A 26,419-nucleotide genomic window follows, 5' to 3' on the forward strand; every position below is an offset into this window, starting at 1 on the left:
TTGATAAAAATAAAGTTTGCAAAGGATGGAGACCATGTCAAAACAACAGATTGGCGTTATCGGCCTGGCCGTTATGGGCAAAAATTTGGCCCTCAATATCGAAAGCAGAGGCTTTACCGTTTCGGTATTCAACCGCTCCCCGCAAAAAACGCATGACCTACTTGAGAACGAAGCCAAAGGCAAAAATCTTGTCGGTACTTTCTCGGTAGAAGAGTTTGTGCAATCCCTGGAAACGCCACGCAAAATTTTGATCATGGTACAAGCCGGTTCCGCGACCGACGCGACCATTGAGAGCTTGCTTCCTTATCTGGATCAAGGCGACATCATTATCGACGGCGGTAACGCTTATTTCCCTGACACTCAACGTCGCAGCAAAGAACTTGAAGCCAAAGGCTTCCGTTTCATCGGTACAGGCGTATCGGGCGGCGAAGAAGGCGCGCTTAAAGGCCCTGCGATTATGCCGGGCGGACAAGAGAGTGCTTATAAATTGGTAGAGCCGATTTTGACGGCGATTTCCGCCAAAGTAAACGGCGATCCTTGCTGTACATATATCGGACCGGACGGTGCCGGACACTATGTGAAGATGGTTCACAACGGCATCGAATACGGCGACATGCAGTTGATCGGCGAAGCTTACCATCTGTTGAAAGACGTGCTTGGCGTGGACGCCAAAGAATTGCATGAAATTTTCACTGACTGGAACAAAGGCGAGCTGGACAGCTACCTCATCGAAATTACCGCCGACATCTTCTCGCAATATGACGAAGAAACAGGCAAACCTATGGTTGACGTGATCCTCGACGCAGCCGGACAAAAAGGCACCGGCAAATGGACAAGCCAAAGCGCCCTCGATCTCGGCGTTCCGTTGTCCATGATTACGGAATCCGTATTCTCCCGCTTCTTGTCTGCGATGAAGGAAGAGCGCGTGGCAGCTAGCAAAATTTTGAGCGGTCCGGCTAAGAAATCGTTCAGCGGCGACAAAGCGGAATTTATCGAGAACGTGCGCAAAGCGCTGTTCGCAAGTAAAATCGTGTCCTATGCCCAAGGCTTCGCGCAAATGCGCTCCGCTTCGGATGAGTACGGCTGGGACTTGAAATACGGCAATATTGCTATGATTTTCCGCGGCGGCTGCATTATCCGTTCGCAGTTCCTGCAAAACATCAAAGAAGCGTATGACCGTGATCCTGCTCTTAAAAACCTGCTTCTGGATTCGTACTTCAAAAATGTCGTGGAAAGCTACCAGGATGCATGGCGCAAAGTGGTTGCAGCCGCTGTTGAGAACGGAATTCCGGTTCCAGGCTTCTCCAGCGCTTTGTCCTACTACGACAGCTACCGTACGGAACGTCTGCCTGCCAACCTGCTTCAGGCGCAGCGCGACTACTTCGGAGCTCATACCTTTAAACGTGTGGACAAAGAAGGCGTATTCCATCACCAATGGTTCTAAGAATCAAATTGGGAATCATGTATTGAACGGCTCGAACAAGGGCGCCAAAGCAACGGACATTCCGTTTGCTGCGGCGCTCTTTTTTCATAGGGGCAGGTTGCGGTGGGTTAGAAAAGTGATATTTTTCAGGGGAGAAGTGCCAAAGTTACCAGCCTGTGTTATGATATGAAAAAGTTAATTTGAGAACCATGGGATCAGGAAACAAAGTAGGTGAAAATTTGCGAAAAAAAAGCGATGTTATCGTACTGATCGGGATGATGGGGACCGGTAAATCTACGGTCGGGGCACATCTTGCCGCAGAGACGGGATACCGTATGCTGGATTTGGACGCAATGATTGCGGAGAAGGCGGGCTGCTCCATTCCCGAGTTGTTTGAAGAGAAGGGCGAGTCCTATTTCCGCGAGCTGGAATCGGCTGTTCTGGTTGAAGCGCTTAAAGTTCCGGGATCGATCCTGGCCACAGGTGGCGGAGCGGTGCTTCGGGAAAGCAATTGCGGGGAAATGCTGAAATACGGCTGGGTTGTCGCGCTTGCGGCTACAGTGGACGAAATCGTTGCCCGGGTCGGAGAAGATAAGGGAAGACCGCTGCTTGCCGGCGGGGCCAGACAACGCGTCACGGCGCTGCTGGAAGAACGGAAGCATGCTTATAACTTTGCACATGTAACCATCGATACTTCCGGCAAAAGTGCGGAAGAAGTGTCTGCGGAGATTTTAATGCATTACCGCGGTTAATCAATCAACAACACATACAAAGGGGATATACATATGGATATGATCGTTAGGCCCACTGCGGAACTAAAAGGAGAAATCGGAGCGCTGTCCTCCAAAAACTATACGACCCGCTATCTGCTGGTAGCCGCTCTGGCGGAAGGTACAAGCACGGTGTACTACCCCGCTCACAGCGAGGACAGCGATGCGATGCGCCGGTGTATTCAGGATCTCGGCGCAGTATTGCAGGAGGATGACGAGAAGATCGTCATCACCGGCTTCGGCAAGAACCCGCGGGATGTGAAGGAACTGAACGTAGGCAACGCAGGAGCGGTGCTGCGGTTTTTGATGGCGATTGCAGCGCTTTGCCCGGATGTGACCTTTGTAAACACCTATCCGGACTCCCTCGGTAAACGTCCGCACAGCGACTTGATCGAGGCGCTGGAATCGATGGGCGTGGAGATTGAGCATCAAGAAGGCCGGCTGCCGATCACCATCCGCGGCGGCAATCCTAAAGGCGGGAAGATTAAAGTGTCCGGCGAAGTCAGTTCGCAATATTTGAGCGCCTTGTTATTTCTGACCCCGCTGCTTGAGGAAGACAGCGAGATTGAAGTGCTTGGCGACTTGAAATCGAAGGTCGTCATCGGGCAGACGCTGGAAGTGCTTGAGCAGGCGGGTATTAAGATCGACGCCGCCAGCGATTATATGAGCTTCCGGGTTCCGGGACGTCAAGCTTACCAGGCCAAGAACTATACGGTTCAGGGGGATTATCCCGGCTCGGCGGCTATTCTCGCCGCGGCAGCTGTTACGAAATCCGATGTGAAGGTGCACCGCCTGATGGAACGCAGCAAACAAGGGGAACGTGCCATTGTCGATGTGCTGCAAATGATGGACGTTCCGCTTAGCCATAAGGACGGCACGGTCCATGTGCTCGGCAACGGGCGGCTTCGTCCGGTTGAGTTCGACGGCGATGCCGCGACCGATGCGGTGCTGGCTATGGTGGCTGCAGCCGTATTTGCTGACGGCACCTCAAGATTCTACAACGTGGAAAATTTACGGTATAAGGAATGCGACCGCATTACAGACTATCTCAATGAGTTGAAAAAGGCGGGCGCACAGGTGGAAGAGCGCCAATCGGAAATTATCGTTCATGGCCGTCCTTCGGGTCTCGAAGGCGGAGCGACGATCAACGCTCACTACGATCACCGGGTGATCATGGCTTTGACCGTCGTCGGTCTACGCTGCAAGGAACCGCTCCTTATCAAGGACGCGCATCATGTAGCCAAATCTTATCCGCAATATTTCGATCACTTGACTGCGCTTGGCGCTTCGGTCGAGTGGGTAAAATAACGGTAAAGAAAGGTGTGATCCCAAATGGCATTTGAAAATCCGAGCCGTGAGGAAATCAAGGGTATTTTGCAAAATGCGGGCAATATCGCTGTCGTCGGTTTATCCGATAAAAGTGACCGGACTTCGTATATGGTAGCCCAGGCGCTCCAGAACAACGGTTACCGGATCATTCCGGTCAACCCGGCCGCCAGCGGCGAAATTCTCGGCGAGAAGGTCTATGCCGCTTTGAAGGACATCCCCGAGCCGGTGGATATCGTCAATGTGTTCCGCCGAAGCGAATATACGCCGGAGGTGGCCCGCGAAGCGGTGGAGATCGGAGCCAACGTGCTCTGGCTTCAGCTTGGCATCGAGAGCGACGAGGCTTATGAGATTGCTTCCCAAGGCGGTTTAACGGTCATCATGGACCGCTGCATCAAGGTGGAAGACAGTATTTTGATCGGAAAGAGATAATTTATCACTACCGAGAGACTCGGCCCTTGCGGGGCCGGGTTTTTTATTTATGTATTCCGAATTCCTTTGACAAATTTGCAAACCTGGGCTTACCATAAAGTATTAGAGAGAGGGTATCCTATATTACGAAAGTAGGACATTAGGGGGTCGAAACATGATACAGGGTATCGGTGCAGCCGCGGGCGTAGCGATAGGCAAAGCTTTTGTGCTGCCCGCCTGGGAGTGGGATGTGCAGGATCGCCGGATGGAGAAGGTGGATCTCGCCAAGGAATTTGAGAGATTGTATGAGGGAATCCGCACGTCCAAAACCGAGATCGAGTTCATGAAGAATGAAATCAAGGAGACGGTCGGGGTAGCGGAGTCGAGCATTTTTGACGCGCATATCGCCATTTTAGAGGACCCCGTGTTTATGAGTGAAATTCAGGGGATCATCGAACGCCAGTACAAAGCGGCCGAGGTGGCTGTGAAGGAAGCGATCGACCATTTTGTAACGATGTTTGATCTTCTGGATGATGAATATATGAAAGAGCGGGCGCTTGATATTAAGGATGTCGGCAACCGGCTGCTGAAGCATCTGCTCGGTACGCCCGAGATTACTCTGCCCGCCGACACGCAGCCGTACATTCTTGTCGCCAAAGAGCTTTCGCCGTCCCAATTAGTGCATTTGAATCCGGAGAATGTGCTGGGCATGGTCACGATGGCGGGAGGGCAAACTTCCCATTCCGCGATCATGGCCCGTGCTATCGGCATTCCGCTGGTGTCCGGCCTGGAGAACAAGATTGTCGAGCCGCTTCAAACAGGGGATTTCCTCATTATTGACGGGGATGAAGGCCGAGTTTATCTGGAACCGGAGCAGGAATTGATCGACCGGTTTACCGAGATTGCCGAAGGTCAGCGCCGCAGAAAAGAACAGCTGCAATTACTCGCCTCCGTCGATGCGGTGACGAAAGACGGCTACCATTTGCGGTTGGCTGGGAATATCAGCTCGGTGAAGGACCTGGAGCAGGTAATGAAATACGGAGCTCATGGGGTAGGACTGTTCCGTACGGAATTTCTGTATATGGACCGCCCCACTTTTCCAACCGAAGAGGAGCAGTATGATGTATACCGCCAGATCGTCGAAAAAGCGGGAGGATATCCGGTAGTCATTCGGACGCTGGATATTGGCGGGGATAAGCAATTGGAATATTTTGCGCTGCCGGAGGAAGAGAATCCGGTGCTTGGGTATCGCGGTATCCGCATCAGCCTGGACAGCAACGAGCTGTTCAAAACCCAGCTAACCGCCTTACTGCGGGCCAGCGCGCATGGCCACGTCAAAATCCTGTTCCCGATGATCTCATCCCTGGAGGAATTCAGGGGCGCCAAGCGGATTCTGGAGGAGGCTAAGCTGGATTTGGCTGTCCGCGGCCTTCCGTTCCGTTCCGACATCGAGGCGGGCATTATGATTGAAGTACCGGCCGCCGCGGCGATTGCGGATCTGTTGGCAAAAGAAGCCGATTTTTTCAGCATCGGCACAAACGATCTGGTACAGTATGTTCTGGCCGTGGACCGGATGAACGAAAAAATCGCACATATGTATCATCCATTTCATCCTGCCGTACTTCGCCTGCTGCGCCAGACCGTGTCCGCAGCGAAGGATGAAGGGATACCCGTCAGCGTATGTGGAGAATTGGCCGGCGATGAGAGAGCGCTGCCGATCTGGTTTCACCTTGGTGTGGACAGTCTCAGCATGTCGCCGCAAGCATTGCTTCGCGTGAAGCATCGCGTTTTGAACAGCACGCTCAAGGAGGGGCAAGAGGAAGGCAAACTCTGCTTCCGGCTTACCACGAGCGAAGAGATCGAAAGAGAACTGTCCGGTTTTCTGGGTAAGGACCCGGTAGCGGGCCGCTAATACGGCAATATTAAAGCCGGGGGAAGAGTGATCTCCCTCCGGCTTTTTCGTTCTTCATCCTATTTCGCGGCAGCAGCCAAAGCATCCACGAACGCCTTGCCGTATTCCGGCAAATCGGGCGGACGTCTTGCCGAGATAATATGTCCGTCGCTAACGACCGGTTCGTCTTTCCAGATCGCTCCGGCGTTCTCCATATCGTCGCGGATTCCCGGCGTTGAAGTGACCGTGACTCCCTTCAGAATGCCTGCAGATATCAATACCCAGCCGGCATGGCAAATTTGGCCGATCGGTTTCTTGTCGTTATGCATCTCGCGCACGATTTCCAGTACTTTGCCGTAACGGCGCAGCTTGTCCGGAGCCCATCCGCCCGGAACCAGGATTCCGTCATAGTCGCTGGCACGGATTTCCTCGAACGCAAATTCGGCCTCAGCGGGTACGCCATATTTACCGATGTATTTTTTGCCTTTCTCGGCGCCTGCCAAATGCACCTCGGCACCTTCCTCCCGGACGCGGTAAATCGGGTACCAAAGCTCCAAATCCTCGAATTCTTCATCCACCAGAGCTATCACTTTTTTTCCAGTAAGTCTCAAAACTTTCTCCTCCTGTCTCTTAAAACTCTTGACGAAAATCATTTTCGATATTTTAATTGTATCAAAAATAAAGATTTCTTTCATGATGCTGCCGCATGGTTATTTATTCTTTACTTAGCGATTATTACATTAAATAAAATGTTGAGGATTAAATGAGGTGATCCTGTGCGCAAGCTTTGCCGCTGCGGACAAAACATGAACCTCGGTTTCAGGCTGGTTATTTTCGAAAACAAGTTCCAGGTCGACCGGGTTCCGATTCTAGAGTGCGAAGAATGCAATTACTATGAAGTGCTGCCTTCCTTTAAGGCGGATGTAATCGACTTGTTAAGCCAATTAAAGGAGCAAGGCGAGAGCGTGCGTGTTTATTTTACCGAAATGAATGAATTGGCGGACGTATTATACGGCCTGTCATCACAAGCAGCCAAGCTGGACCCCTCGGCATTTAGGGTGTTATTGGAGCAAAGCTGCAACGAACGGATCAATCTGCTGCTCGATATTTACGGATGCGCACAAAAATTGGGGGACACCGCCTGGATGAATGAAATCGCCGTCCGGCTGGCGCCTTTGTCGAAATTTGTTAAAAAAGGACAGTCCTTAAGCGCGAAATAAAATGAAAATGATATGAATTTGTCGTTATAAGTTGTTTTTAGCTTTCCCTTTTTGGTAAGATATGAATAGAAAACATGAAAATTATTTTCTGAAAGGGGACGGATGCGGGATGTCCGAATTGAAGAGAATAACTACTAATGAGGATCTTCAGCAGGCGTTTGAGCAATCGGCGGACCAGCCGCTGCTGTTGTTCAAGCACAGCACAAGATGTCCGATTAGCGCCGGAGCTCACCGGGAGCTGGCGGATTACCTGAACGACGCTCCGAATGAGAAGATTACATATGGGCTGATCTATGTGGTTGAAGACCGCGACGTATCCAACGCGGCGGCGGACAAGCTTGGCGTCAAGCACGAATCTCCTCAAGCGCTGTTGGTTAAAGACGGCCAAGCGGTATGGCATGCTTCCCATTCTAAAATTACCGCGGATGCAATAAGAGGAATTCTTGCAAAATGAAGCGTTATCATTGCGTAAAGTAATATTTTGTCGTATCATAAATTTAATTGAGCAGCAGGGACTTTGGTTGGACAACGATTGAAAATCTATTGGCAATGGAGAGAAGAATGTGACGGTTACCATTTACGATGTGGCACGTGAAGCGGGCGTCTCGATGGCAACGGTTTCCCGGGTTGTGAATAACAATCCCAACGTGAAGCCGCAAACCCGGAAGAAAGTTTATGAAGCGATTGAACGTTTGGGATATCGTCCGAATGCGGTGGCAAGAGGGCTTGCCAGCAAGAAGACGACCACGGTCGGAGTGGTGATCCCGGATATATCTAATTCGATTTTTGCGGAGATTGCAAGAGGCATCGAAGACATCGCTAACATGTACCACTATAATATTATTTTGTGTAATGCCGACAAGAAGAAGGAAAAGGAAATTCGCGTCATCAACACCCTGCTTGAAAAGCAAGTGGACGGGCTTCTGTTCATGGGCGGAACGGTGACGGAAGAGCACGTGCAGGCATTCCAGACCTCGGCTGTGCCGATCGTCTTGTGTGCTACGAGCGATGAGAACGGGGCGATCCCTTCCGTCGATATCGATCACGAAGCCGCTGCATTTGATGCGGTGAGCACGCTGGTAAGACACGGGCACCGGCATATTGCGATGATCAGCGGTACGCTGCAGGATCCGGCGAACGGCTACGCTCGGTTCCAAGGATATAAACGCGCGTTAGAAACCGCGGGAATTCCGTACGATGAGGATCTGGTTCGCATCGGGAACTATCGTTACGAATCCGGCGTTGAAGCGATGAAATATTTCCTTGGGCTTAAGAAACGCCCTAGCGCGATTTTCGCGGCTACGGATGAGATGGCAATTGGAGCGATCCACAGCATCCAGGACGAAGGTCTTAAAGTGCCTGACGATTTCTCCATTATCAGCGTTGATAATATTCGTATGGCTTCCATGGTACGGCCTCAGCTGACCACGGTAGCTCAGCCGATGTATGATCTTGGCGCGGTGGCCATGCGTCTCCTTACCAAGCTGATGAAGAAGGAAACGGTAGAGAACCCTCGCGTGATTCTGCCGCACGAAACGATTTTGCGGTTGTCCGTCAGCCATATTTAAAGGCTGGTTTTGATTATAAAGAGAGATACAACAGACAAATATATGAAAAAGGTTATACGGCAAAAAGCTCCTGATTCAGGAGCTTTTTATATGTTATAGAATAACGTTTCCGGAATTAGGGTTCGGGTTACATTATAAAATGATGCTGAAAGTAAAGGAGCGAAGCACGAGTGCCGACAACCATCGGAATTATCGGAGCCATGGATGAGGAAATCGCCTTGCTTCTGCAAGGGATAGAAGGCCAGGAACAGGTCATGCAGTCGGGCATTTCTTTTGTTAAGGGCCGGTTTCACGGCAAGGAAGTGGTAGTTTGCAAATCAGGGGTGGGGAAGGTAAACGCGGCGATTACGACGCAAATCCTGATCGACCGTTTTGATATCGGGGCGGTCTGGTTCACGGGCGTGGCGGGAGCGTTGGACCCGGGTCTTAATATCGGGGATATCGTAATCTCTTCTTCTTGCCAGCAGCACGATATGGATTGCTCTCCGCTCGGCTTCAGTCGGGGGATTATTCCTTTTCAGGAAACCTCGGATTTCCCCGCTGATCCCGGCTTTATCAAGCTGGCCGAGGAAGCCTGTTCCCGCGTGTGCAAGGAACAAGGCTATGTGATCGGCAGAGTGTTATCCGGTGATCAGTTCATCGCCGATTCGGAAAAGGTCCGCCTGCTGCACGAAACGATGGGCGGCGCTTGCGTGGAGATGGAGGGCGCCGCAATCGGGCAAGTATGTTATACGAACTCGGTGCCTTATGTCATCCTCCGCTCGATGTCGGACAAGGCGGACGGCACGGCCGATGTGAATTTCGCCGAATTTACCGTATCCGCCTCGAAACGTTCTTTCGAGATCGTGGAAGACATGATCCGCCATTTCGAGGCATCCTAGATCACGCCTCAGGATATTCCTGCAACGCAACCGCGAGATTCTCGCGGTTTTTTGCTGTGATCTCCTCTCTTCGCGGAATTCCTTCCCACCGGGACAAATCGTCCAGCCATTCGGTCGGCAGCGGCAATTGCGTCTGCCCTTGCCATTTATCGATCCAGCTCTGGGGCAGGCGCGCATGGGCGGGATCTCCCTCGTCCAGAGCCTGCTTCAAGGGATGATGGCTCATTTCCAGCCACAACAGCCCCCAAGCGCGCGGAACTACCCGCCACATGTCGTAACCGCCGCCTCCCACGGCGACCCATCGTCCTTCACAGTAGGTATGAGCCAACTCGTGCAGAATCGCCGGCATCCGGTTGTAGATATCCATGCTGCAATGCATATGGCTCAGCGGATCCAGCGCATGCGCATCGCAGCCGTGGAGGCTGACAATGAGGTCGGGCTTGAAGTAAGCCGTCAGGCGGGAGATGGACTGCTCGAAGCATTCCATCCAGGAAGCGTCCTCGGTATAAGGCTGTAACGGGACGTTCAGGCATGCTCCGTAGCCTTGGTGTTCTCCTCTTTCGTTGAGATACCCGGTTCCGGGAAATAAATACTTGCCCGTCTCATGGATAGAGTATGTACACACCTCCGGATCTGAGTAAAAACTCCACTGCACCCCGTCCCCATGATGTACGTCCGTATCCACATAAAGAACTCTGGCGTTATAATGCCGTCTGGCATATGCGATCGCTACGGCAGCATCATTGTATACGCAAAACCCGGCCGCTTTCGCGGACAAGGCATGATGCAGGCCGCCGCCCAAATGGAGGGCATGGGTAGATTTCCCGGACATAACGGCTTCCACGGCCGTTATCGTGCCTCCGGTTACATAAGAGGCCGCTTCATGCATTCCGGCAAAATAGGGCGTATCCTCGTCCATCAGGCCGTATTGTTCGGCCCGCCCGATCCAATCGGGCTCGGGCGAAGCTTGGCTTAAAGCTTTTACCGCTTCGATATAGGCCGGTTGGTGGATCCACATCAGTTCTTCATCCGATGCCGGACGGGACGATAGCATTTGCGAGGGCTCGAGCGCCCCTATGCTTGATAAGAGGTCAAGCGTGAGCTGCAACCGGATCGGATGGAAGGGATGATGATCGTGAAACCGGTAATTCATCGATTTGTCGTGATGAACAAATAAAGCGCTTCCAGACATGGCGTCACGCATCCTTCCTCTTGAGTCAATAATCAATACATGAAGCGCTGCTGGAAACGGATTCTGTCAAACTGTTCTTCGGATTCGATCGGAACTTCCTTGCCGATCCGGACCATCAGGCAGTTGGCGGGGTGGGAGCAGATTTCCGGATCATCGGTCGCGTACCAGACCATATCAACGGTTTGCATCAGCCGTTCCATCATCTTGCGGTAATCCCAAACGGATAAGCCGCTGCTTTTAAGATCCCAATGCCAATAGTACTCGGTAGTAAACACGATGTACTTCTCCATCTGACCGTCTTCAAATGCAGTGGAGATCATGCGGGAGCCGATTTTCAGGGATCGGTATTCATTGGACACTTCAATCGCACCCAACTCGATCAGGTCAGGCATGTTCCCTTGAGACCACCGCTCCATCTCATCGGGATAGTGAAAAGTCACGTAGCCGATGATCACGTCATTTTCCCGGGCCAAAATAATCCGCCCTTCCGGAAGACCGGCGATTTCGATCAGAGCCAGGTGCTGATCCTCCGGTTTGCGGAAGGCGTCCAGTTCGGGATGCATCCGCAGGGTACGGAGATGGGATGGCGTTACGGGGCCTTCCAGGACAATTTCGTGGTTTTCATGGGGCAGGGTATGGCGGATATACGTTTTTCGGTGTTCCATCATTGCCGCCTCCTTTGCTCGTTCCACTCTCTTATAACAGAAAAATGAAAATTTGAAAAGTATAGCCGCTATGTAAGACGTATGTTATAATGTTTCCGACATAAAATTTTCACAATTTTCACTTGACATCGTGATTTTTGTTGCATACTTTTCTTTGTGGTCTTTTTCGCGTTTCTGATCAAACGGATGCCGTCCTATTAGCCGTCGCTCAGTGATCTTTCAACCACATGTTCTTTGTATCCGTTTTCATGATTTTGATCTATTCTATTAAACTTTTGTTCAGATCAAGGGAGGATGGAACGATGAGTCAAATGCAGGGAGAAATTATTTCAGCGGGAGCCCCTTCATCAAACCTGGGGAACTACGAAGAAGCGTATGCCAACTTTAACTGGGAGGACGTAGAAAAGCAGTTTTCCTGGTATGAAACCGGAAAGGTCAACATGGCTTATGAAGCGATCGACCGTCATGTAGACGAGGGAAGAGGCGACCGGATCGCATTGCGGTTTAACGACCCGACCCGGGAAGAAACTTACACGTTCAAAGATTTGAAGGAGAAATCCAATCAATTTGCCAATGTGCTCCGCAGTCAGGGGATCTCCAAAGGGGATCGCGTATTTGTGTTTATGCCGCGCAGCCCGGAATTATACGTCAGTATTCTAGGAATCTTGAAAGTCGGGGCCGTAGTCGGTCCTCTGTTCGAGGCATTTATGGAGACCGCGGTCAAAGACCGTTTGGAGGATAGCGGAGCGGTTGCGCTTGTAACGACAACGACTTTGCTGCCGAGGGTAAAACGGGATGAGCTGCCGCTGCTGCATCATATTTTTCTGGTGGGAAAGGACATTGAGCCTGAAGCAGGCATTATTGATTATTTTAAAGAGATGGAGCATGCTTCGAGTGATGCCGAAATCGAATGGGTAAACCGTGAAGACGGACTAATTCTCCATTACACTTCCGGATCGACAGGCAAGCCGAAGGGTGTTTACCATGTTCATAACGCCATGCTTCAACACTATTATACGGGCAAGGTAGTCCTTGATCTTAAAGAAGGAGATGTCTACTGGTGTACGGCCGATCCAGGTTGGGTGACGGGGACTTCGTACGGGATTTTCGCTCCTTGGCTGCACGGCGCCACTAATGTAGTACGTGGGGGACGTTTTAGCCCCGGGGACTGGTATGATACGATTCAAAAAAATAAGGTCACTGTATGGTACAGCGCTCCTACCGCCTTCCGGATGTTCATGGGTGCAGGGGAAGATATCGTGAAACAATATGATCTGTCCACGCTGCGGCATATTCTCTCGGTCGGCGAACCGCTGAATCCGGAGGTCGTTCGTTGGGGATATAAAGTCTACGGACACCGGATCCATGATACTTGGTGGATGACCGAAACCGGGGGACAACTGATCTGTAATTATCCGTCCATGCCGATTAAGCCGGGTTCGATGGGCAAACCGGTTCCAGGCATTCAGGCGGCTATTATCGATGACAACGGCAAGGAGCTGCCGCCTAACCGGATGGGCAACCTGGCTGTGCGTACGCCATGGCCGTCCATGATGCGGCTCATTTGGAACAACGCCCCCAAATACGAGGAATATTTCCGAATCCCGGGCTGGTATATTTCCGGAGATACGGCCTATATGGACGAGGACGGATATTTCTGGTTCCAGGGCCGGATCGATGACGTGATCAACTCCTCAGGCGAACGGATCGGACCGTTCGAAGTGGAGAGCAAGCTGGTCGAGCATCCGGCGGTCGCCGAAGCCGGTGTCATCGGTAAACCCGATCCGACACGGGGCGAGATTATCAAGGCGTTCATTTCGTTAAGAGAAGGCTTCGAACCTTCCGAAGAGCTGAAGGCCGAAATATCCCGTTTCGTAAAAGAAGGCTTATCGGCGCATGCCGCTCCGAGAGAGATTGAGTTTAAAGATAAACTGCCAAAGACGCGTTCCGGTAAAATTATGCGGCGCGTGTTAAAGGCCTGGGAGCTGAATCTCCCGGCGGGCGATCTGTCGACGATAGAGGACTAATTTATAATTAATCGAGCAATAAACGGGGCTATCCCGCGCCATCATATGGCCGCAGGATAGCCCCGTTTTTTTGTCAGAATCATAAAACATATACTATTCTGTGCGCAGTACTATGCTCGGGAGAACGTTCCTCTTGTTAGCAGATCCTTCGGCAATTCGGCATCCCATCCCGCCGGCGTTGCCAGCCCTAAAGCCAGTGCAGTAACCCGGGCCGTATCCGTGATGGATACGGGACTCGACAGGTGGCCTTGCTTGATGCCAGGGCCGATGCAACCCCAGAAAACGTTGCGGTCCATCGGATGATCGCTGCCGTGATTATGTGTCTCCGCACCGCCTCCGCCATGATCTGTGAGCAGGATGATGAGGCTGTCCTCTATAAGATGTAATTGCTCCAAGCGTGCCAATATCATCCCGATGCGCTCATCACAGGTTCCGATCATTTTCAAGTACTCGGGCGAATCCGGACCATAGCCGTGTCGATGGCCGGATCCATCCGGCTCGTCCAGTTGCAGAAACAATAGTCTTACGTCAGGATTTTCTTCCACATAGCCTAAAAGAGCTGGGACAAGCTCGGCATCGGGCAGGGAAACCTTATAGACTCCAAGATTATTTTCAATGATTCCGGAGTTAATGGGGTCCCAACCGGTAAAGGAAGCCAGCTTGGCATCCGGTTGTTGCTCCCTTATCAGCCGAAAGAGGGAGGGATAGGGAGAATCGGCCGGATAGGGCTCGTTAGCCGCCTTGTCATTGTTTAAGCCGTGTTTGTCAGGCCTCACTCCATGAAGAACGGAACCCCAGCATTCCGCACTGATCGTTGGCAATTCCGCCTGAGCTTCATAGGTGAAGGCGCCGCGTGGCAGCCAAGCATCCAGATGAGGGGTATTCGCTTGTTGTACGAAATTTCCTGCGCCATCCATACCCAGAATAAAGACTCTCTTTACGGCTTCTGCTTTTGCTTCTGATTGCGTCAACTTGTATCACTCCTCGTAAGAAAACTATGTTGAAGGCGGATTCCTCCACTACCCGGGAGTACCGCCTTGAGTATACGCACTTAGCATAAGAGGAGCTAACGGCATCGTCAATATGTGAAGGTTCTTTCTGGCGAAGTAGTCACAAACGTGATAATGATAAGTCACAATCCTAGTAGTTCGCGGAATCGGAGTCCATCTATAATTAGTGACAGAAAGAAATAACTAGAGAGGATGAGCTTTATGAAACCGCTTGCATCATCCGATGCACCTACCGTTTCTCCCGCAATAGTTCCCGGCCGAATGCGCACTTTTCGAAGAAAGATCAAAAAGTACAGGGCCCTGCTTCTTATGATGGTTCCCGGACTATTGTATTTGATATTAAATAATTACATTCCCATGTATGGGGTCATCTTGGCTTTTAAAGAATTGAATTATGTGGATGGCATTTTTGGAAGTCCATGGGCAGGTCTCTACAACTTCAAGTTTTTGTTCAACTCGCCGGATGCCTATCTAATTACGAGAAATACGGTGCTCTATAACGGAGCGTTCATTATCGTAAATACCTGTCTCGCGCTGCTTGTGGCACTATTGGTCAACGAGATCAAGGACAAAGTCGTTACCCGTTTTTACCAAAGCACGTTTCTGCTTCCGCATATTATTTCCATGGTTGTAGTCGCTTATCTGGTATATAGCTTTTTGAATGCCGAGAGCGGATTTGTCAATCGCCAGCTTGCGAACTGGTTCGGCTTCGATTCGATCTCTTGGTACAATGAAGCGAGTTATTGGCCTTACGTATTGGTCATCGTCAATGCATGGAAAGGCGTAGGTTACCTGGCCATTATCTACTTCGCAGCCATCATCGGGATCGATAAAGAATACTACGAGGCGGCAACCATTGATGGCGCCAGCAAGTGGAAGCAAATGACGCGGATTACGCTGCCGCTTATTGCTCCTATGATTATCGTGATGACACTTCTTTCGATTAGTACCATCATGCGCTCGGACTTCGGTTTGTTCTATCAGGTGCCGATGAACTCCGGTCCTCTAATGCCGACTACAAACACGATCGATACGTTCGTCTATCGGGCAATGATCGTGCGTGGGGACATTGGAATGTCGACAGCCGCCGGTGTCTATCAATCCGTCGTCTGCTTCTTCCTGATTCTCGGTGCGAACTTTGCCGTCCGCCGGATCAGCAAGGACAATGCATTATTCTAACGAGAGGAGGCGGCCTTCCATGCCGATTGCAGCACGTGTTCGCAAGTCATTCATTCATCTGTTCTTCATTCTGTTTAGCTTTGCTTCGCTGATGCCGTTCGTCCTGGTATTTATGGTTTCCATTACGGACGAGAGCTCTATTGTCAAGAATGGCTACAGTTTTATTCCAAGCAAATTCAACTTTGCCTCATATCAGTTTCTGTTTAATGATTTTGGGCAGATCGCAAGATCCTATGGTGTAACCATCCTCGTAACGCTGATAGGAACCGTTGTCAGTTTATTTATCACGGCGCTTTTCGCTTATCCTTTGTCGCGTAAGGACCTGCCTTTAAGGCGGTCGATGTCGTTCATTTTGTTCTTCACGATGTTATTCAGCGGGGGCATGGTGCCGTGGTATATCACTTACGTAACGATGATAGGCCTCAAAAACTCATTGTTCGGCATGATTATTCCCAATCTATTGATGAGCGCCTTCAACGTCCTGCTAATGCGAAGTTTCTTTGCCAATACGATTCCGGAATCCATCATCGAATCCGGAACGATTGACGGGGCAAGTGAATTAACGATTTTCCTTAAGCTGGTGGTCCCGCTTTCCGCTCCCATTATGGCCACGATTGCGCTCTTCAATCTACTGGCCTTTTGGAATGACTGGTATAATTGCATGTTGTTCATCGATAAACCCGATTTGATAAATATACAGTATCTGATGACAAAGACGTTAAATAATGTTCAGTTCCTGGTAATGAAGGCGGATACCTCCAGTCAGGCCGGTGAATTGCTTGCCAAGATGCCGACCGAGGGAGTGCGAATGGCTCTTGCCATTATCGGCATTGCACCGCTCCTGATGGCTTACCCGTTCTTTCAAAAGTATTACATTAGCGGTATTACTAGCGGGGCAGTTAAGGGTTAAACCAAGCCTGCACTGCTGGTCTTAAATAAATAGATAAGAAGGGAATGGTCCAAATGAAGAAAAAAGTGTCCACCATGTTAGCTTTGCTTATGGCCGTAGTGTTTGTCCTGTCCGCCTGTGGTTCGAAAACAAACAATGACTCAAAAAATGCGACCGGAGAGAACACCCCTGCAACGACAAATGAGGGAGAGGGTACGACGAATCTCAAGCCTTATAAGCTTACGCTTGTTTATCCGGGTACCGCACAGAAAGATCTGGCGCTTGTCCAGGAAGAGATGAGTAAGTATTTGACGGAGAAAATCAATGCAACGATCGAGCTGAAGCCGATTGATTGGGGCTCCTGGACGGATAAGACTAACTTGATGAAAATTTCCGGTGAGTCGTTTGATTTAATGTTTACTGCAGGATGGTTCGGTTATGGCCTTGATGTATCCAAAGGACAATTTATCGAATTGAACGATCTGATGGAGAAATACGGAAAAGATATCCCGACGGTACTTGGTGAAGACTTTATCAAAGGTTCGCAAATCAATGGCAAGTCCTATGCCGTACCAACAAAGAAGGAATTCGCCCAAGGCTTTGGTTTCGTTCTTAATAAGGATTTAGTCGATAAATATCAATTCAATACCGAAGGAATTAAAACGCTGGAAGAAATGGAAGAGATGTTCAAGACAATCAAAGAGAACGAGCCGGGTATAGTGCCTGTTGTGAGTAATAAATTTGCAAGCACTTGGTCCGCTGCTAATTATGACAACTCGATGATCTCCCGGGACAGTAAGGAATTGAAAGTTATCGATACATTGGAAGATCCTAAGTTCATCGATTTCCTTAAACGGATGAGACAATGGAACTTGAATGGCTGGTTCGATAAAGATGTTGTAACTTCGGATAGCAGCGGTCAAGCCGATAATATGCTTAAATCGGGAAAAGCCTTTGCCTTGGCCCAATCGCTCAAGCCTGGTAAAGACAAGGAAATGTCGGTAACGATGGGGCTTCCGTTAGTCCAAGTGGAGACGGCTGAACCTTACACCACGACCGGCGAAGCTACCGGGGCTATGCTGGCGATCTCCCGGACTTCCAAGGATCCTGAAAGAGCCATGATGTTCCTGAATATGCTGTACACGGATGCCAAGCTGCTCAATATGCTGGATTGGGGAATCGAGGGTAAGCACTACGTCAAGGTCTCGGATAACATGATTGATTATCCAGAAGGTGTAACGGCGGAAACTCAAGGATATCCAAGCCCGGGCGGATGGATGTTCGGCAATCAGTTTATCTCTTACCTGTGGGCTAACGAGGATCCCGATAAATGGGAACAATTCGAAAAGTTTAACGCTAGCGCCGAACGCTCTATCGCTTTAGGTTTCGCCTTTGACGAAACGCCGGTTAAAGCGGAGTTGGCGGCAGTGGGTAACGTGGATAAAGAATTCCAAATGGTTTTGAATGCGGGCGCCATCGATGATGTAGAAGGAACGATAGCCAAATACAAAGCTAAACGGGATGCCGCAGGTTTCCAGAAGATTCTGGAAGAGAAACAACGGCAGTTGGACGAATGGGCTAAAACCAGCAAATAATGAAGGGTTTGCAAGTCAGGAGTTGGAACCTAGTTATCCAACTCCTTCTTCCTTTTACTACATGTTGAGATATAATTGCTGTAATAAGTACACCAACCAACATTAGAAAGAGGAGAGAATAACGATGAATCCCAAAGGATCTCTTCGTTTTAAGCTAACGATTGGTTTTATCACGATTACGCTACCTCTAGTCATTCTGCTGATTTATAGTAATTTTACGGCATCCGGCTCGGTTCGGGAGCAAGCGGCAGAATCAAATAAAAATATGATAACGCTTTATTCCAATCAAATCGAGACAACCCTCGGTATTGAGGCAAACTTTCTATATGATTTAACTTCCCACGATGCGGATATTCTGTCTTTAAATAACATGGTCTATAACTCTGCGGATTACACGCTGACCAAAATGCGAATCTTGAACAGCCTCAGCCGGTACAACCGATTCAATAATAGTGTCGATATTCAATTTGCTTATTCCAAGGTGAACCGCGATCTGGTTCATACTCCGATCAGATCGAATTCTTATGAAGAGACAATGGCGATCAAGCAGTGCATCCAGGATACTCTGGATAGGGCGGCGCCGGACAGCCCGGCATTCAAGGAGTGGATGACGGTTGACTGCGGAGGGTTCTACGCACTTTCGCGTATTGTCGACTCAGGATACGGCATGTATTTGGGAGCCTGGGTCCAGCTTGATCATCTGATGATTCCGCTGGAATTGATCCAGCTAGGCGGGGAGGGATTTTCCGCTCTTGCAAACTCGGAGGGAAGACTTCTGGCCGGGAGATTCGACATCGGCGGGTTTAAGGATCCGCCGCTAATCAATTCGAACGCGGGATATCAGAGACTTAAAGGGGAGAACGGCACTTATGTTGTCGTCAGTAATCCGATTGATTCGACGGACGTTACATTGATTGCCTTCATTCCGGAAGAAGGAATGCTGGATACGATCTATCGGTTCCGCAAGGTTATCATCTGGATTCCGTTATTTGCCCTGGTTTTGTTGTCTTTGTATTTGGTTTATCTCAACAGTATCATTCTCAGACCGATGAATGCCTTGCTCAAAGGGATGCGTAAGCTGAAGCGGGGCGATTGGGCTATACGATTGAACAACACACCTTCCAGGGAGTTTCATGTGGTCACGGAAACGTTCAATGATATGGCACAACAAATTCAGAAGTTGAAGATTAATGTGTATGAAGAGCAAATCCGAACCCATAAAGCAGAGCTGAAGCACTTGCAATTGCAAATCAATCCGCACTTTTTGTTAAATAGCATCAATGTCATCTATAATCTTGCCCAGCTCAAAAACTTTTCCGTCATTCAGGCCATGTGCCTTAATTTGGTGAAATACTTTCGTTTCACGACCAAAACGAGCCAGCCTTTCGTAAGTCTTTCCCAAGAGATGGAGCATATGGACAGTTATTTGTGTATTCAGCAACTCCGCTTTCCCGGCAGGCTTACCTTTCGGATCGAGATAGAAGAAGACGCTAAAGAGGTTCCTATTCCTCCGCTGATTGTACAGCCGTTCATAGAGAATGCCATCAAGTACGGGTTTGATTTTATGGAGAATCCTTTTCATATCGAAATAAAGGCCATGATCGATGCTGACCCAAGATTTTGTCGCATTGTAATTGCAGATAATGGCTGTGGATTCTCGGATGAGATGTTGGACTCCTTACGCAGCGGTCGGTATTTCCAACTTACGAATGATCAACATCTGGGCATATGGAACAGTTATCATCGTCTGCAGCTCTTATACGGGCAGGCGGCTCGTCTGAATTTCGGTAATTGTGATCCATCCGGTGCATTGATAGAATTGAGAATTCCGGTAAACTTTTCAGGGCAATCGGATAAACCGCAATACTAATCAGTCATACAATCACAGCAGGAGGATGAGGGAAATGCAGATTTTGATTGTTGATGATGAGATGTACTCCGTCATGGGGATTAAAGATGCCATTAACTGGGGAGAATTGGGCGTTACTGCGGTCTTTGATGCCTATAACATGAGGGAAGCGATCAAGATCTTTCAAGAGCAGGAAATCAACGTCATGATTAGCGATATCGAAATGCCTAAAGGTACGGGAATCGAGCTGCTGGAGTGGGTAAACGAATTTTCACCGCAAACGGAAACGATTTTTTTGACGGCTCACGATGATTTCCGATTCATGCAGCGGGCTGTTCAGCTTAGCAGCTTTGACTACATGATGAAACCCGTTGAGTACGAAGCTTTGGAAGAAGTCATTCGGAAGGCGATCCGTACCGTAGAGAAGAAAAATGCTGAACTCGCCCAGAGTGAACAATATAAGCCATACTACGAGCTTTGGAACAAGAAAAAAACGCTTCTAAGCGAGCGTTTCTGGTACGACCTGCTTTCGGAACGGATCGTGGCTACAGCGGAGGACATTTGCAGTCTTCCGGCTGAATATGGCATTGCTTTGCAAGCTGACGACCGGCTCTTACCTGTCGTTATAAGCGTGGAGAACTGGAAGCGGGAACTGAATACGCGTGATGAAGAAGTGATGGAGTACGCCATTCGTCAATCCTCCTCTGAATTATTAATTGGCGACTGCAGGGGAGAGGTTGTGCAAACCAAACAAGGGGTCACGATAGCTATCCTGTATTTATCGCCTGAGGAGGTACCGCCACTGCTGGACAGTATCGGCCAGAAGTGCAACGAATATATAGATGCTTGCAGTCAATATTTGAACTGTACGGTATCCTGTTATATCGGCGAGCCGGTTATGCTGCATGAGCTTACGAAAATGTACAAAGCTTTGTTAGCGATGGAATACAATAATCTCAGTTTGTCCAATCAACTCAATTGGTTGAGCAAGCGGAGTCCGGAACCAGCCCCGGACCCTAGCTTGCCTGATTTTACGGTCTGGGCGCTGTTGCTTGAGAACGGCAAGGAGGAAGAGCTGATCCGGCAGTTTAGGAACAGTCTTCAGTTCCTGTCTTCCGACCGACAATTTGGAGCCAATGTTTTGCATGCCTATTACCAGGGGTTTTTGCAAATGATTCATTATTTACTTCAGAAAAGGGGCCTGTCCGCACATCAATTGATTCATGAAGCCGGAGCACCGAAAATCAAAACTCCCCCTCGGACTTTGGAACAAATCGAAGAATGGGGGACCTGGCTAATCCGTAAAGTGCATCGCTGCCTCTATCAGGAGGTATCCGTTATTCCGCGGCTTTGCGCCTATATTAACGATCATCTGAGGGACAATATCACCCGCGAAATGCTTGCGGAATACGTTCACTTAAACCCGGCCTATCTTTCCCGCCTGTTCAAGAAAGAGGTCGGAATGAGCATCACGGATTATTTGCTTAATGAAAGAATGCGGATTGCCAAAGAACTCATTGTCAGCTCAACGATTCCGATCTCCGAGATTGCGCAAACGATAGGGTACAGTAATTTTTCCTATTTCTCAAAAATGTTCAAGAAGGTCTATCATGAAAATCCTCAGCAATTTCGAAAACTATCAGGCTGCTCTGGCAGCTAAATGCTGCTAAGCTCATACCATTCAAGGAATGATGGATAGAAAGTGGGTGCTCACGATGAATAAGCCGGAACTTGCCTTACCAACAAAGCAGCAATTGAGATGGCATGACATGGAACTCGGCATGTTTTGTCATTTTGGCATGAATACATTTTGTGATCAGGAATGGGGTAGTGGCAATGATTCGCCGGAAAAGTTTAATCCAACCCAGCTTGATGCACGTCAGTGGGTTCGTACAGCTAAACGGGCGGGTTTTAAATATTTGGTTCTGACAGCCAAACATCATGACGGATTCTGCTTGTGGCCAACTAAGACAACCGATTATTCTGTGAAATCAAGTCCTTGGAAGGACGGCCGGGGGGACGTAGTGCGTGAGGTCGCTGACGCTTGTCGCGAGGAGGGTATCGCTTTCGGGTTGTATTTATCGCCATGGGATCGGCACGAGCCCTGTTATGCCGATAAGGAAGCTTACGATGATTTCTACGCCGAACAGCTAACAGAGCTGCTGACTCAATACGGGCCACTTATTGAGGTGTGGTTCGACGGGGCTGGTTCCGAGGGACGCGAATACGACTGGCCTCGTATTATTGGACTCGTTAAACAGCATCAACCTGACGCCATGATTTTTAATATGGGGCAACCGACCATACGCTGGGTAGGAAATGAAGATGGTGTTGCACCTTATCCGTGCTGGAACACATCTTCAGAGGCCCGTGTGAGTATGTTTACGAGTGATATGTTGTCCTGGCTGCCGGAGACATCGAGCTGGCTGCCTGCTGAATGCGACGTTCCGATTCGTACCCGCCATTGGTTCTGGCATCCCGATGATGAGGGCAGCTTGCGATCTTTAGAGGACTTAATGGATATTTACTATCGATCGGTCGGACATGGTGCGGTGTTGCTGCTCAACCTATCACCGGATGATCGCGGATTGCTCCCGGACGTCGATGTGGAGCGGGTCATCGAATTTGGGGATGAGATCTCCCGTCGCTTTGATCATCCCATCGCGCAAACCTCCGGTGAGGGTACGACCGTAACGCTGTCATTGGAGGAGATTACATCTGTCGATCACGCCATCTTAATGGAACAGATCTCCGAGGGCGAACGGGTCCAGGAATATGTGCTGGAGGCGGAACAGGAGGACGGTGCTTGGGTTGAGGTAAAAAGGGGTACCGCGATCGGTCATAAGAAAATCGATTCTTTTGCAGCGATTCGGACTAAACAATTGCGGCTCAGAGTGACGGAGTGTGCAGCATTGCCGTTGATTCGTTACTTTAAGGTATACTAAAAAGATATTCCGGTCAGAAAAGCAAAAAACGGCGGTACGCAGGATTTTATACCTTGCGTACCGCCGTTTTGCATCCATCGGTGTTTGCTATTTGCCAAACTGGACGGAACTGGACGGCGTTGATTCTCCAAGCGCATTGACCGCTGTGACTTGAACCCAGCCGGTTGTATCGCTTTTGAAGGAGAACGATGTACCCGAAGTCGAACCGAGCAGAGCAAATTGTCCGTCCGAAGTATTTGAATAATAGATGTTATAACTTGAAATTTGCTCAATGGAAGCAGACGCTGCCCATTGGATTGAAATATCGCCGCCGTTCCCTTGAACGACTACCTGGGCGGGAGCGGTAGGCGGCAGCATAAGGCCTTCCTGGCCTGGTTCGCCTTCCATCCCGGAAGGATCTCCCTCCGTCCCCGGTAAATCAGGAATCCAGCTGTCGGAGCTGACGATCGCGCTAGGCTCGGATTCCTTGCCGGCTACGTCGACAGCCGTTACGTAGTAGGAATGGGTAAACCCGCCGGCTCCGGAATCGGATATCTCGGTACTCCCTCCGGTAAGGGCTGCATGGCCCGTATACTTGAAGGAACCGCCGTCCTCGGAACGATAGAGGCGATAGCCTACCACATCTTTTTCCGCATTTTTGCTAAATGTGACCTTGGAGTTTCCGCCTGATGACGTAAGCTTTACGTTGGCGGGTGCCGCAGGCGCTGCTCCGTCATCGACGCGAGGATCTGGTTTAGTCGGAGCGTCCTCGCCGGCATCCTTCGGCATGTAGTAACTCAGCGGCTTGTGACCGCCTTTCATTTTTGCAAAGGCATTTTCAAGCTCATCGATCAGTTCCTTGATCGGTTTTTCGCGTTTCATCACTACTTTTTCGAGCAACATATCCGCCGGTGTAGCTTCCTGCGGAATATAATTGACTCCTTCATAGGTGATGTATTTCATCCGGACCAGAACATCATCTGGCTCTTTAGGGACGTATTTGGCATTGAATATGTCGGTAACCATTTTTCCCGCCTGTTTGGTAAGCTCCGTCGGCAGCTTGCCGCTGAAGCCCGATACGGTCGCGGATACGATGCCGTCGGGTTTAACGAACTCCGGCGTGACGAACAGCTCCGGCTCATTCTCGGTCACTTCGTTCATGACCAAGGCCCAAATCGAGCGGGCCCGGGACTTGCCGGGCTCCGACAGCGTATTGACCGGCTCTTTATAACCGATCCATACCCCGAGGGTAACGTCAGGCGAATAGCCCATAAACCACACGTCGGCGTAATTTTGCGTCGTTCCGGTTTTTCCGACGATTGGAATTTCCCCGTACTTCTTGAAATCGCTCTTAATCGATTTCCCGGTTCCGTCCTTGATTACGGTCCGCAGCATGTCGGTCATGAGATAAGCCGTTTGCTTGGAGAAGACACGTTTCGGCTCCACCTCATGCTTATACACGATCTTTCCTTTGGAATCCGTAATTTTGGCGATCATGTAGGCGTCATTGAATTCACCGCCGTTGGCAATTGCCGTGTACGCGTTCGTGAGTTCCTCCACGGTAACCCCGTATTTCAAACCGCCGAGTACGCCCGTTTGCGCCCCGTAATCCTGTTCATCGAGGGTGGTGATGCCAAGTTTCTTGGAGAAATCCCAAGCCTTTTCGATGCCCACAGTTTCGTTAAACAGCTTCAGGGCCGGAATATTGCGCGATTCGTTCAGCGCGGTCCGGGCGGTTACCAGGCCTTTATAGCCGCCGCTGGAGTTGACCGGGATGTGATATCCTTTTTGGTAATCGCGCAGAATCATCGGGGAATCGTCAATGATGCTCGCGGGCTGGATCAGCCCCACTTCCATCGCCGGCAAATAGGCGGCGATCGGCTTCATGGTCGACCCCGGTTGACGTATCATTTGCGTTGCATAATTCATTTGCTCCGTATAAAAATCCCGGCCTTCGATCATTCCGAGGATGGCCCCGGTGTGATTGTCGATCATCATGCCGGCGACTTGTTCAAGCCCCTTGGTTTCGCTGTATTTGGAGAAGTTTTTCTCGTTTTCCGAAACCTTGTGCATGGAGTTATAGACTTTTTTGTCGATCGTCGTGTAAACCCGATACCCTCCGGTCAGGAGCTCTTGACGAGCTTCTTCAAGTATTTGCGAGTTTTTGGCGACCTCTTCTTTAGTCATGTCCGGATTGTTCAGCATGGCGATCGTGATTGCGCTCTGACGCTCCGTTTCGAGCATCAGGTACGGAAACGTCTCGTAAGCTTTCTTCGTTTGCGGTGCGAGCGAGCCTTTAATATCAAACGCCAGCGCGTCGTCATATTGGGCTTTCGTTATTTTATTCTCCTCCAGCATCCGCTGAAGCACTAGGCGCTGCCGTTTGAGCGCACGGTCGAAGGCTTCCTGGTTAAACTCTCCTTTACCGTTATAGGCGGAATAAGAAGAAGGAAGCTGCGGCAACCCGGCCAGATAGGCGGCCTGGGCGGTGTTCAGATCATCAAGATTAACAATATTGAAAATACCTTTAGCTGCTGCTTTGATCCCGTAAACCTGATAACCGTTGGAGCCGTTCCCGAACGGTACTTTGTTCAGATATGCCGTTAAAATTTCATTTTTGCTCAGAAACCGTTCCAACCGCAATGCAAGCAAAATTTCCTTTACTTTCCGGTTGTCTGTCCGGTCCAGATTCAGAAATACCCGTCGTGCCAATTGCTGGGTGAGTGTGCTTCCGCCGGTCTGGATGTCTTCTTTGAGCAGCTTTTGCTTTACGGCGCGCATGGTCCCTTTCAGGTCCACACCCTTATGTTCTTCAAAATGATTGTCTTCAATAGCGATGACAGCATCGATGACGGAAGAAGGGATTTCGTCGAAGCTGACGAGCCGCCGGTCCTCTTCCGAACGCAGCTGGCCGATCGGCTGGCCGTCGCGGAAGTAGGCGAATCCGGTGATTTCGTTATGATCGATCTTTTGTTCAATATCGGTACGTGATCTCACGGGTTCGTCTATGACGATTGAGGAGACGTATCCGAATACTGCCCCTCCGGCAAACAAGGCCCCGGCAAAACCGAGTAAAACGAGCCATCCCAGCGTAGTCCAGACCCAGCGGCCGCGTCTACGTTTGCGTACGGGCTTCTTGTTTCTGGATTCGCTTCGCGACTTTCTTTGCCCTCCCTTGCCGGAGTTGTTATCGTTTTCATGAACCATGGAATTCCTCCTTTTAACAGCAACATTATAGCATAAAAAAGGGCGTTTGACCGCTTTTTCCACCCATTCGGACACGATCCGACCGATATTCGGGAGAAGCCGAGGTTTGACTTGACGAAAGTTTCTGTGATATAAAATAGCTAATTGCATATCGTCAAAGGCTTGGAAAGACTTAGTAGAAGGCGGAATCCCGCCGCTCAGAGAATCGGTGGTCGCTGCGAACCGAATGGGCGGATCCCTTTTGAATTACCGTCTGGAGCCGTCCGGGGGAACGCAGAATTGTCAGTAGTCCGGTACCGGGAAGACCCGTTATTGAAATGAGGTGAAAACCGTCTGTTTGCCTTTGCTCGGCTCATGGGCATTGTTTAAGCAGCGGTTTTAATTAGGGTGGT

At 49.9% G+C, this 26,419-nt stretch carries 21 protein-coding genes and 1 other annotated feature (1 of these 22 cut by a window edge); of the genes, 16 read left to right on the forward strand and 5 right to left on the reverse strand.

Going from position 1 to position 26,419, the window contains the following annotated elements:
• Nucleotides 1–34 precede the first annotated feature (34 nt).
• From gnd to ptsP, 5 genes are all read left to right on the forward strand, one after another.
• A complete protein-coding gene (gene gnd / locus KJS57_RS04430) occupies nucleotides 35–1,444 on the forward strand; it encodes an NADP-dependent phosphogluconate dehydrogenase (RefSeq protein WP_213653917.1) in 1,410 nt (469 codons plus the stop codon).
• 188 nt (nucleotides 1,445–1,632) lie between these two features.
• A complete protein-coding gene (locus KJS57_RS04435) occupies nucleotides 1,633–2,175 on the forward strand; it encodes a shikimate kinase (protein WP_213653918.1) in 543 nt (180 codons plus the stop codon).
• A gap of 33 nt (nucleotides 2,176–2,208) precedes the next feature.
• A complete protein-coding gene (aroA, locus tag KJS57_RS04440; protein ID WP_213653919.1) occupies nucleotides 2,209–3,501 on the forward strand; it encodes a 3-phosphoshikimate 1-carboxyvinyltransferase in 1,293 nt (430 codons plus the stop codon).
• 24 nt (nucleotides 3,502–3,525) lie between these two features.
• The gene (locus tag KJS57_RS04445; protein WP_211019720.1) at nucleotides 3,526–3,951 is read left to right on the forward strand and encodes a CoA-binding protein; all 426 of its coding nucleotides are present in this window, start codon (nucleotides 3,526–3,528) and stop codon (nucleotides 3,949–3,951) included.
• 154 nt (nucleotides 3,952–4,105) lie between these two features.
• Nucleotides 4,106–5,842, forward strand: coding sequence for a phosphoenolpyruvate--protein phosphotransferase (ptsP, locus tag KJS57_RS04450; protein ID WP_213653920.1), 1,737 nt, complete (start codon nucleotides 4,106–4,108; stop codon nucleotides 5,840–5,842).
• A 59-nt stretch (nucleotides 5,843–5,901) separates the two neighbouring features.
• On the opposite strand, the gene KJS57_RS04455 is transcribed toward ptsP, so the two are convergent.
• Nucleotides 5,902–6,474 carry a type 1 glutamine amidotransferase domain-containing protein gene (locus KJS57_RS04455; protein ID WP_213654062.1) on the reverse strand — a complete coding sequence of 191 codons (573 nt, stop codon included), beginning with the start codon at nucleotides 6,472–6,474 and terminating at the stop codon, nucleotides 5,902–5,904.
• Between the two features lie 123 nt (nucleotides 6,475–6,597).
• Here KJS57_RS04455 and KJS57_RS04460 point away from each other — a divergent pair, with 123 nt between their 5' ends.
• The 4 genes from KJS57_RS04460 (at nucleotide 6,598) to KJS57_RS04475 (ending at nucleotide 9,490) form a co-directional block, all read left to right on the forward strand.
• A complete protein-coding gene (locus KJS57_RS04460) occupies nucleotides 6,598–7,041 on the forward strand; it encodes a hypothetical protein (RefSeq protein WP_213653921.1) in 444 nt (147 codons plus the stop codon).
• A 109-nt stretch (nucleotides 7,042–7,150) separates the two neighbouring features.
• Nucleotides 7,151–7,495 (forward strand): bacillithiol system redox-active protein YtxJ, encoded by a 345-nt coding sequence (gene ytxJ / locus KJS57_RS04465; RefSeq protein ID WP_213653922.1) that lies wholly within the window; start codon nucleotides 7,151–7,153, stop codon nucleotides 7,493–7,495.
• Between the two features lie 109 nt (nucleotides 7,496–7,604).
• Nucleotides 7,605–8,609 (forward strand): catabolite control protein A, encoded by a 1,005-nt coding sequence (gene ccpA, locus KJS57_RS04470; RefSeq protein WP_213653923.1) that lies wholly within the window; start codon nucleotides 7,605–7,607, stop codon nucleotides 8,607–8,609.
• A 170-nt stretch (nucleotides 8,610–8,779) separates the two neighbouring features.
• Nucleotides 8,780–9,490 (forward strand): 5'-methylthioadenosine/adenosylhomocysteine nucleosidase, encoded by a 711-nt coding sequence (locus tag KJS57_RS04475; protein ID WP_213653924.1) that lies wholly within the window; start codon nucleotides 8,780–8,782, stop codon nucleotides 9,488–9,490.
• A gap of 1 nt (nucleotide 9,491) precedes the next feature.
• Here the strand turns inward: KJS57_RS04475 and KJS57_RS04480 are convergent, their stop codons facing one another.
• Together KJS57_RS04480 and KJS57_RS04485 are read right to left on the reverse strand one after the other, a co-directional pair.
• The gene (locus tag KJS57_RS04480) at nucleotides 9,492–10,682 is read right to left on the reverse strand and encodes an acetoin utilization protein AcuC (protein WP_213653925.1); all 1,191 of its coding nucleotides are present in this window, start codon (nucleotides 10,680–10,682) and stop codon (nucleotides 9,492–9,494) included.
• Nucleotides 10,683–10,714: 32 nt separating this feature from the next.
• On the reverse strand, nucleotides 10,715–11,347 hold the full coding sequence (locus tag KJS57_RS04485) for a GNAT family N-acetyltransferase (RefSeq protein ID WP_211019712.1): 633 nt from the start codon (nucleotides 11,345–11,347) through the stop codon (nucleotides 10,715–10,717).
• A 302-nt stretch (nucleotides 11,348–11,649) separates the two neighbouring features.
• Here KJS57_RS04485 and acsA point away from each other — a divergent pair, with 302 nt between their 5' ends.
• Nucleotides 11,650–13,374: an acetate--CoA ligase gene (acsA, locus tag KJS57_RS04490; protein WP_211019711.1), complete on the forward strand. Its 1,725-nt coding sequence runs from the start codon at nucleotides 11,650–11,652 to the stop codon at nucleotides 13,372–13,374.
• Nucleotides 13,375–13,484: 110 nt separating this feature from the next.
• On the opposite strand, the gene KJS57_RS04495 is transcribed toward acsA, so the two are convergent.
• On the reverse strand, nucleotides 13,485–14,345 hold the full coding sequence (locus KJS57_RS04495; RefSeq protein ID WP_244861394.1) for an alkaline phosphatase family protein: 861 nt from the start codon (nucleotides 14,343–14,345) through the stop codon (nucleotides 13,485–13,487).
• 300 nt (nucleotides 14,346–14,645) lie between these two features.
• Between KJS57_RS04495 and KJS57_RS04500 the strand changes: the two genes are divergently transcribed.
• The 6 genes from KJS57_RS04500 (at nucleotide 14,646) to KJS57_RS04525 (ending at nucleotide 22,841) form a co-directional block, all read left to right on the forward strand.
• On the forward strand, nucleotides 14,646–15,563 hold the full coding sequence (locus KJS57_RS04500; protein WP_211020200.1) for an ABC transporter permease: 918 nt from the start codon (nucleotides 14,646–14,648) through the stop codon (nucleotides 15,561–15,563).
• Between the two features lie 19 nt (nucleotides 15,564–15,582).
• Nucleotides 15,583–16,473, forward strand: a complete 891-nt coding sequence (locus KJS57_RS04505; RefSeq protein WP_211019710.1) for a carbohydrate ABC transporter permease — start codon at nucleotides 15,583–15,585, stop codon at nucleotides 16,471–16,473.
• Between the two features lie 53 nt (nucleotides 16,474–16,526).
• Nucleotides 16,527–18,047, forward strand: coding sequence for an ABC transporter substrate-binding protein (locus KJS57_RS04510; RefSeq protein ID WP_244861396.1), 1,521 nt, complete (start codon nucleotides 16,527–16,529; stop codon nucleotides 18,045–18,047).
• 124 nt (nucleotides 18,048–18,171) lie between these two features.
• Entirely contained in the window at nucleotides 18,172–19,917 is a 1,746-nt protein-coding gene (locus KJS57_RS04515) for a sensor histidine kinase (protein ID WP_213653926.1), read from the forward strand.
• A 34-nt stretch (nucleotides 19,918–19,951) separates the two neighbouring features.
• Nucleotides 19,952–21,556, forward strand: coding sequence for a response regulator (locus KJS57_RS04520; RefSeq protein ID WP_213653927.1), 1,605 nt, complete (start codon nucleotides 19,952–19,954; stop codon nucleotides 21,554–21,556).
• A gap of 55 nt (nucleotides 21,557–21,611) precedes the next feature.
• Nucleotides 21,612–22,841 (forward strand): alpha-L-fucosidase, encoded by a 1,230-nt coding sequence (locus KJS57_RS04525; protein ID WP_213653928.1) that lies wholly within the window; start codon nucleotides 21,612–21,614, stop codon nucleotides 22,839–22,841.
• Nucleotides 22,842–22,928: 87 nt separating this feature from the next.
• Here KJS57_RS04525 and KJS57_RS04530 read toward each other — a convergent pair whose 3' ends face one another.
• The gene (locus KJS57_RS04530) at nucleotides 22,929–26,027 is read right to left on the reverse strand and encodes a transglycosylase domain-containing protein (protein ID WP_213653929.1); all 3,099 of its coding nucleotides are present in this window, start codon (nucleotides 26,025–26,027) and stop codon (nucleotides 22,929–22,931) included.
• Nucleotides 26,028–26,181: 154 nt separating this feature from the next.
• Nucleotides 26,182–26,419, forward strand: a binding site (T-box leader) (it continues 29 nt past the right edge of the window).

The organism is Paenibacillus vini, assembly GCF_018403325.1.
Classification (GTDB): Bacteria; Bacillota; Bacilli; order Paenibacillales; family Paenibacillaceae; genus Fontibacillus; species Fontibacillus vini.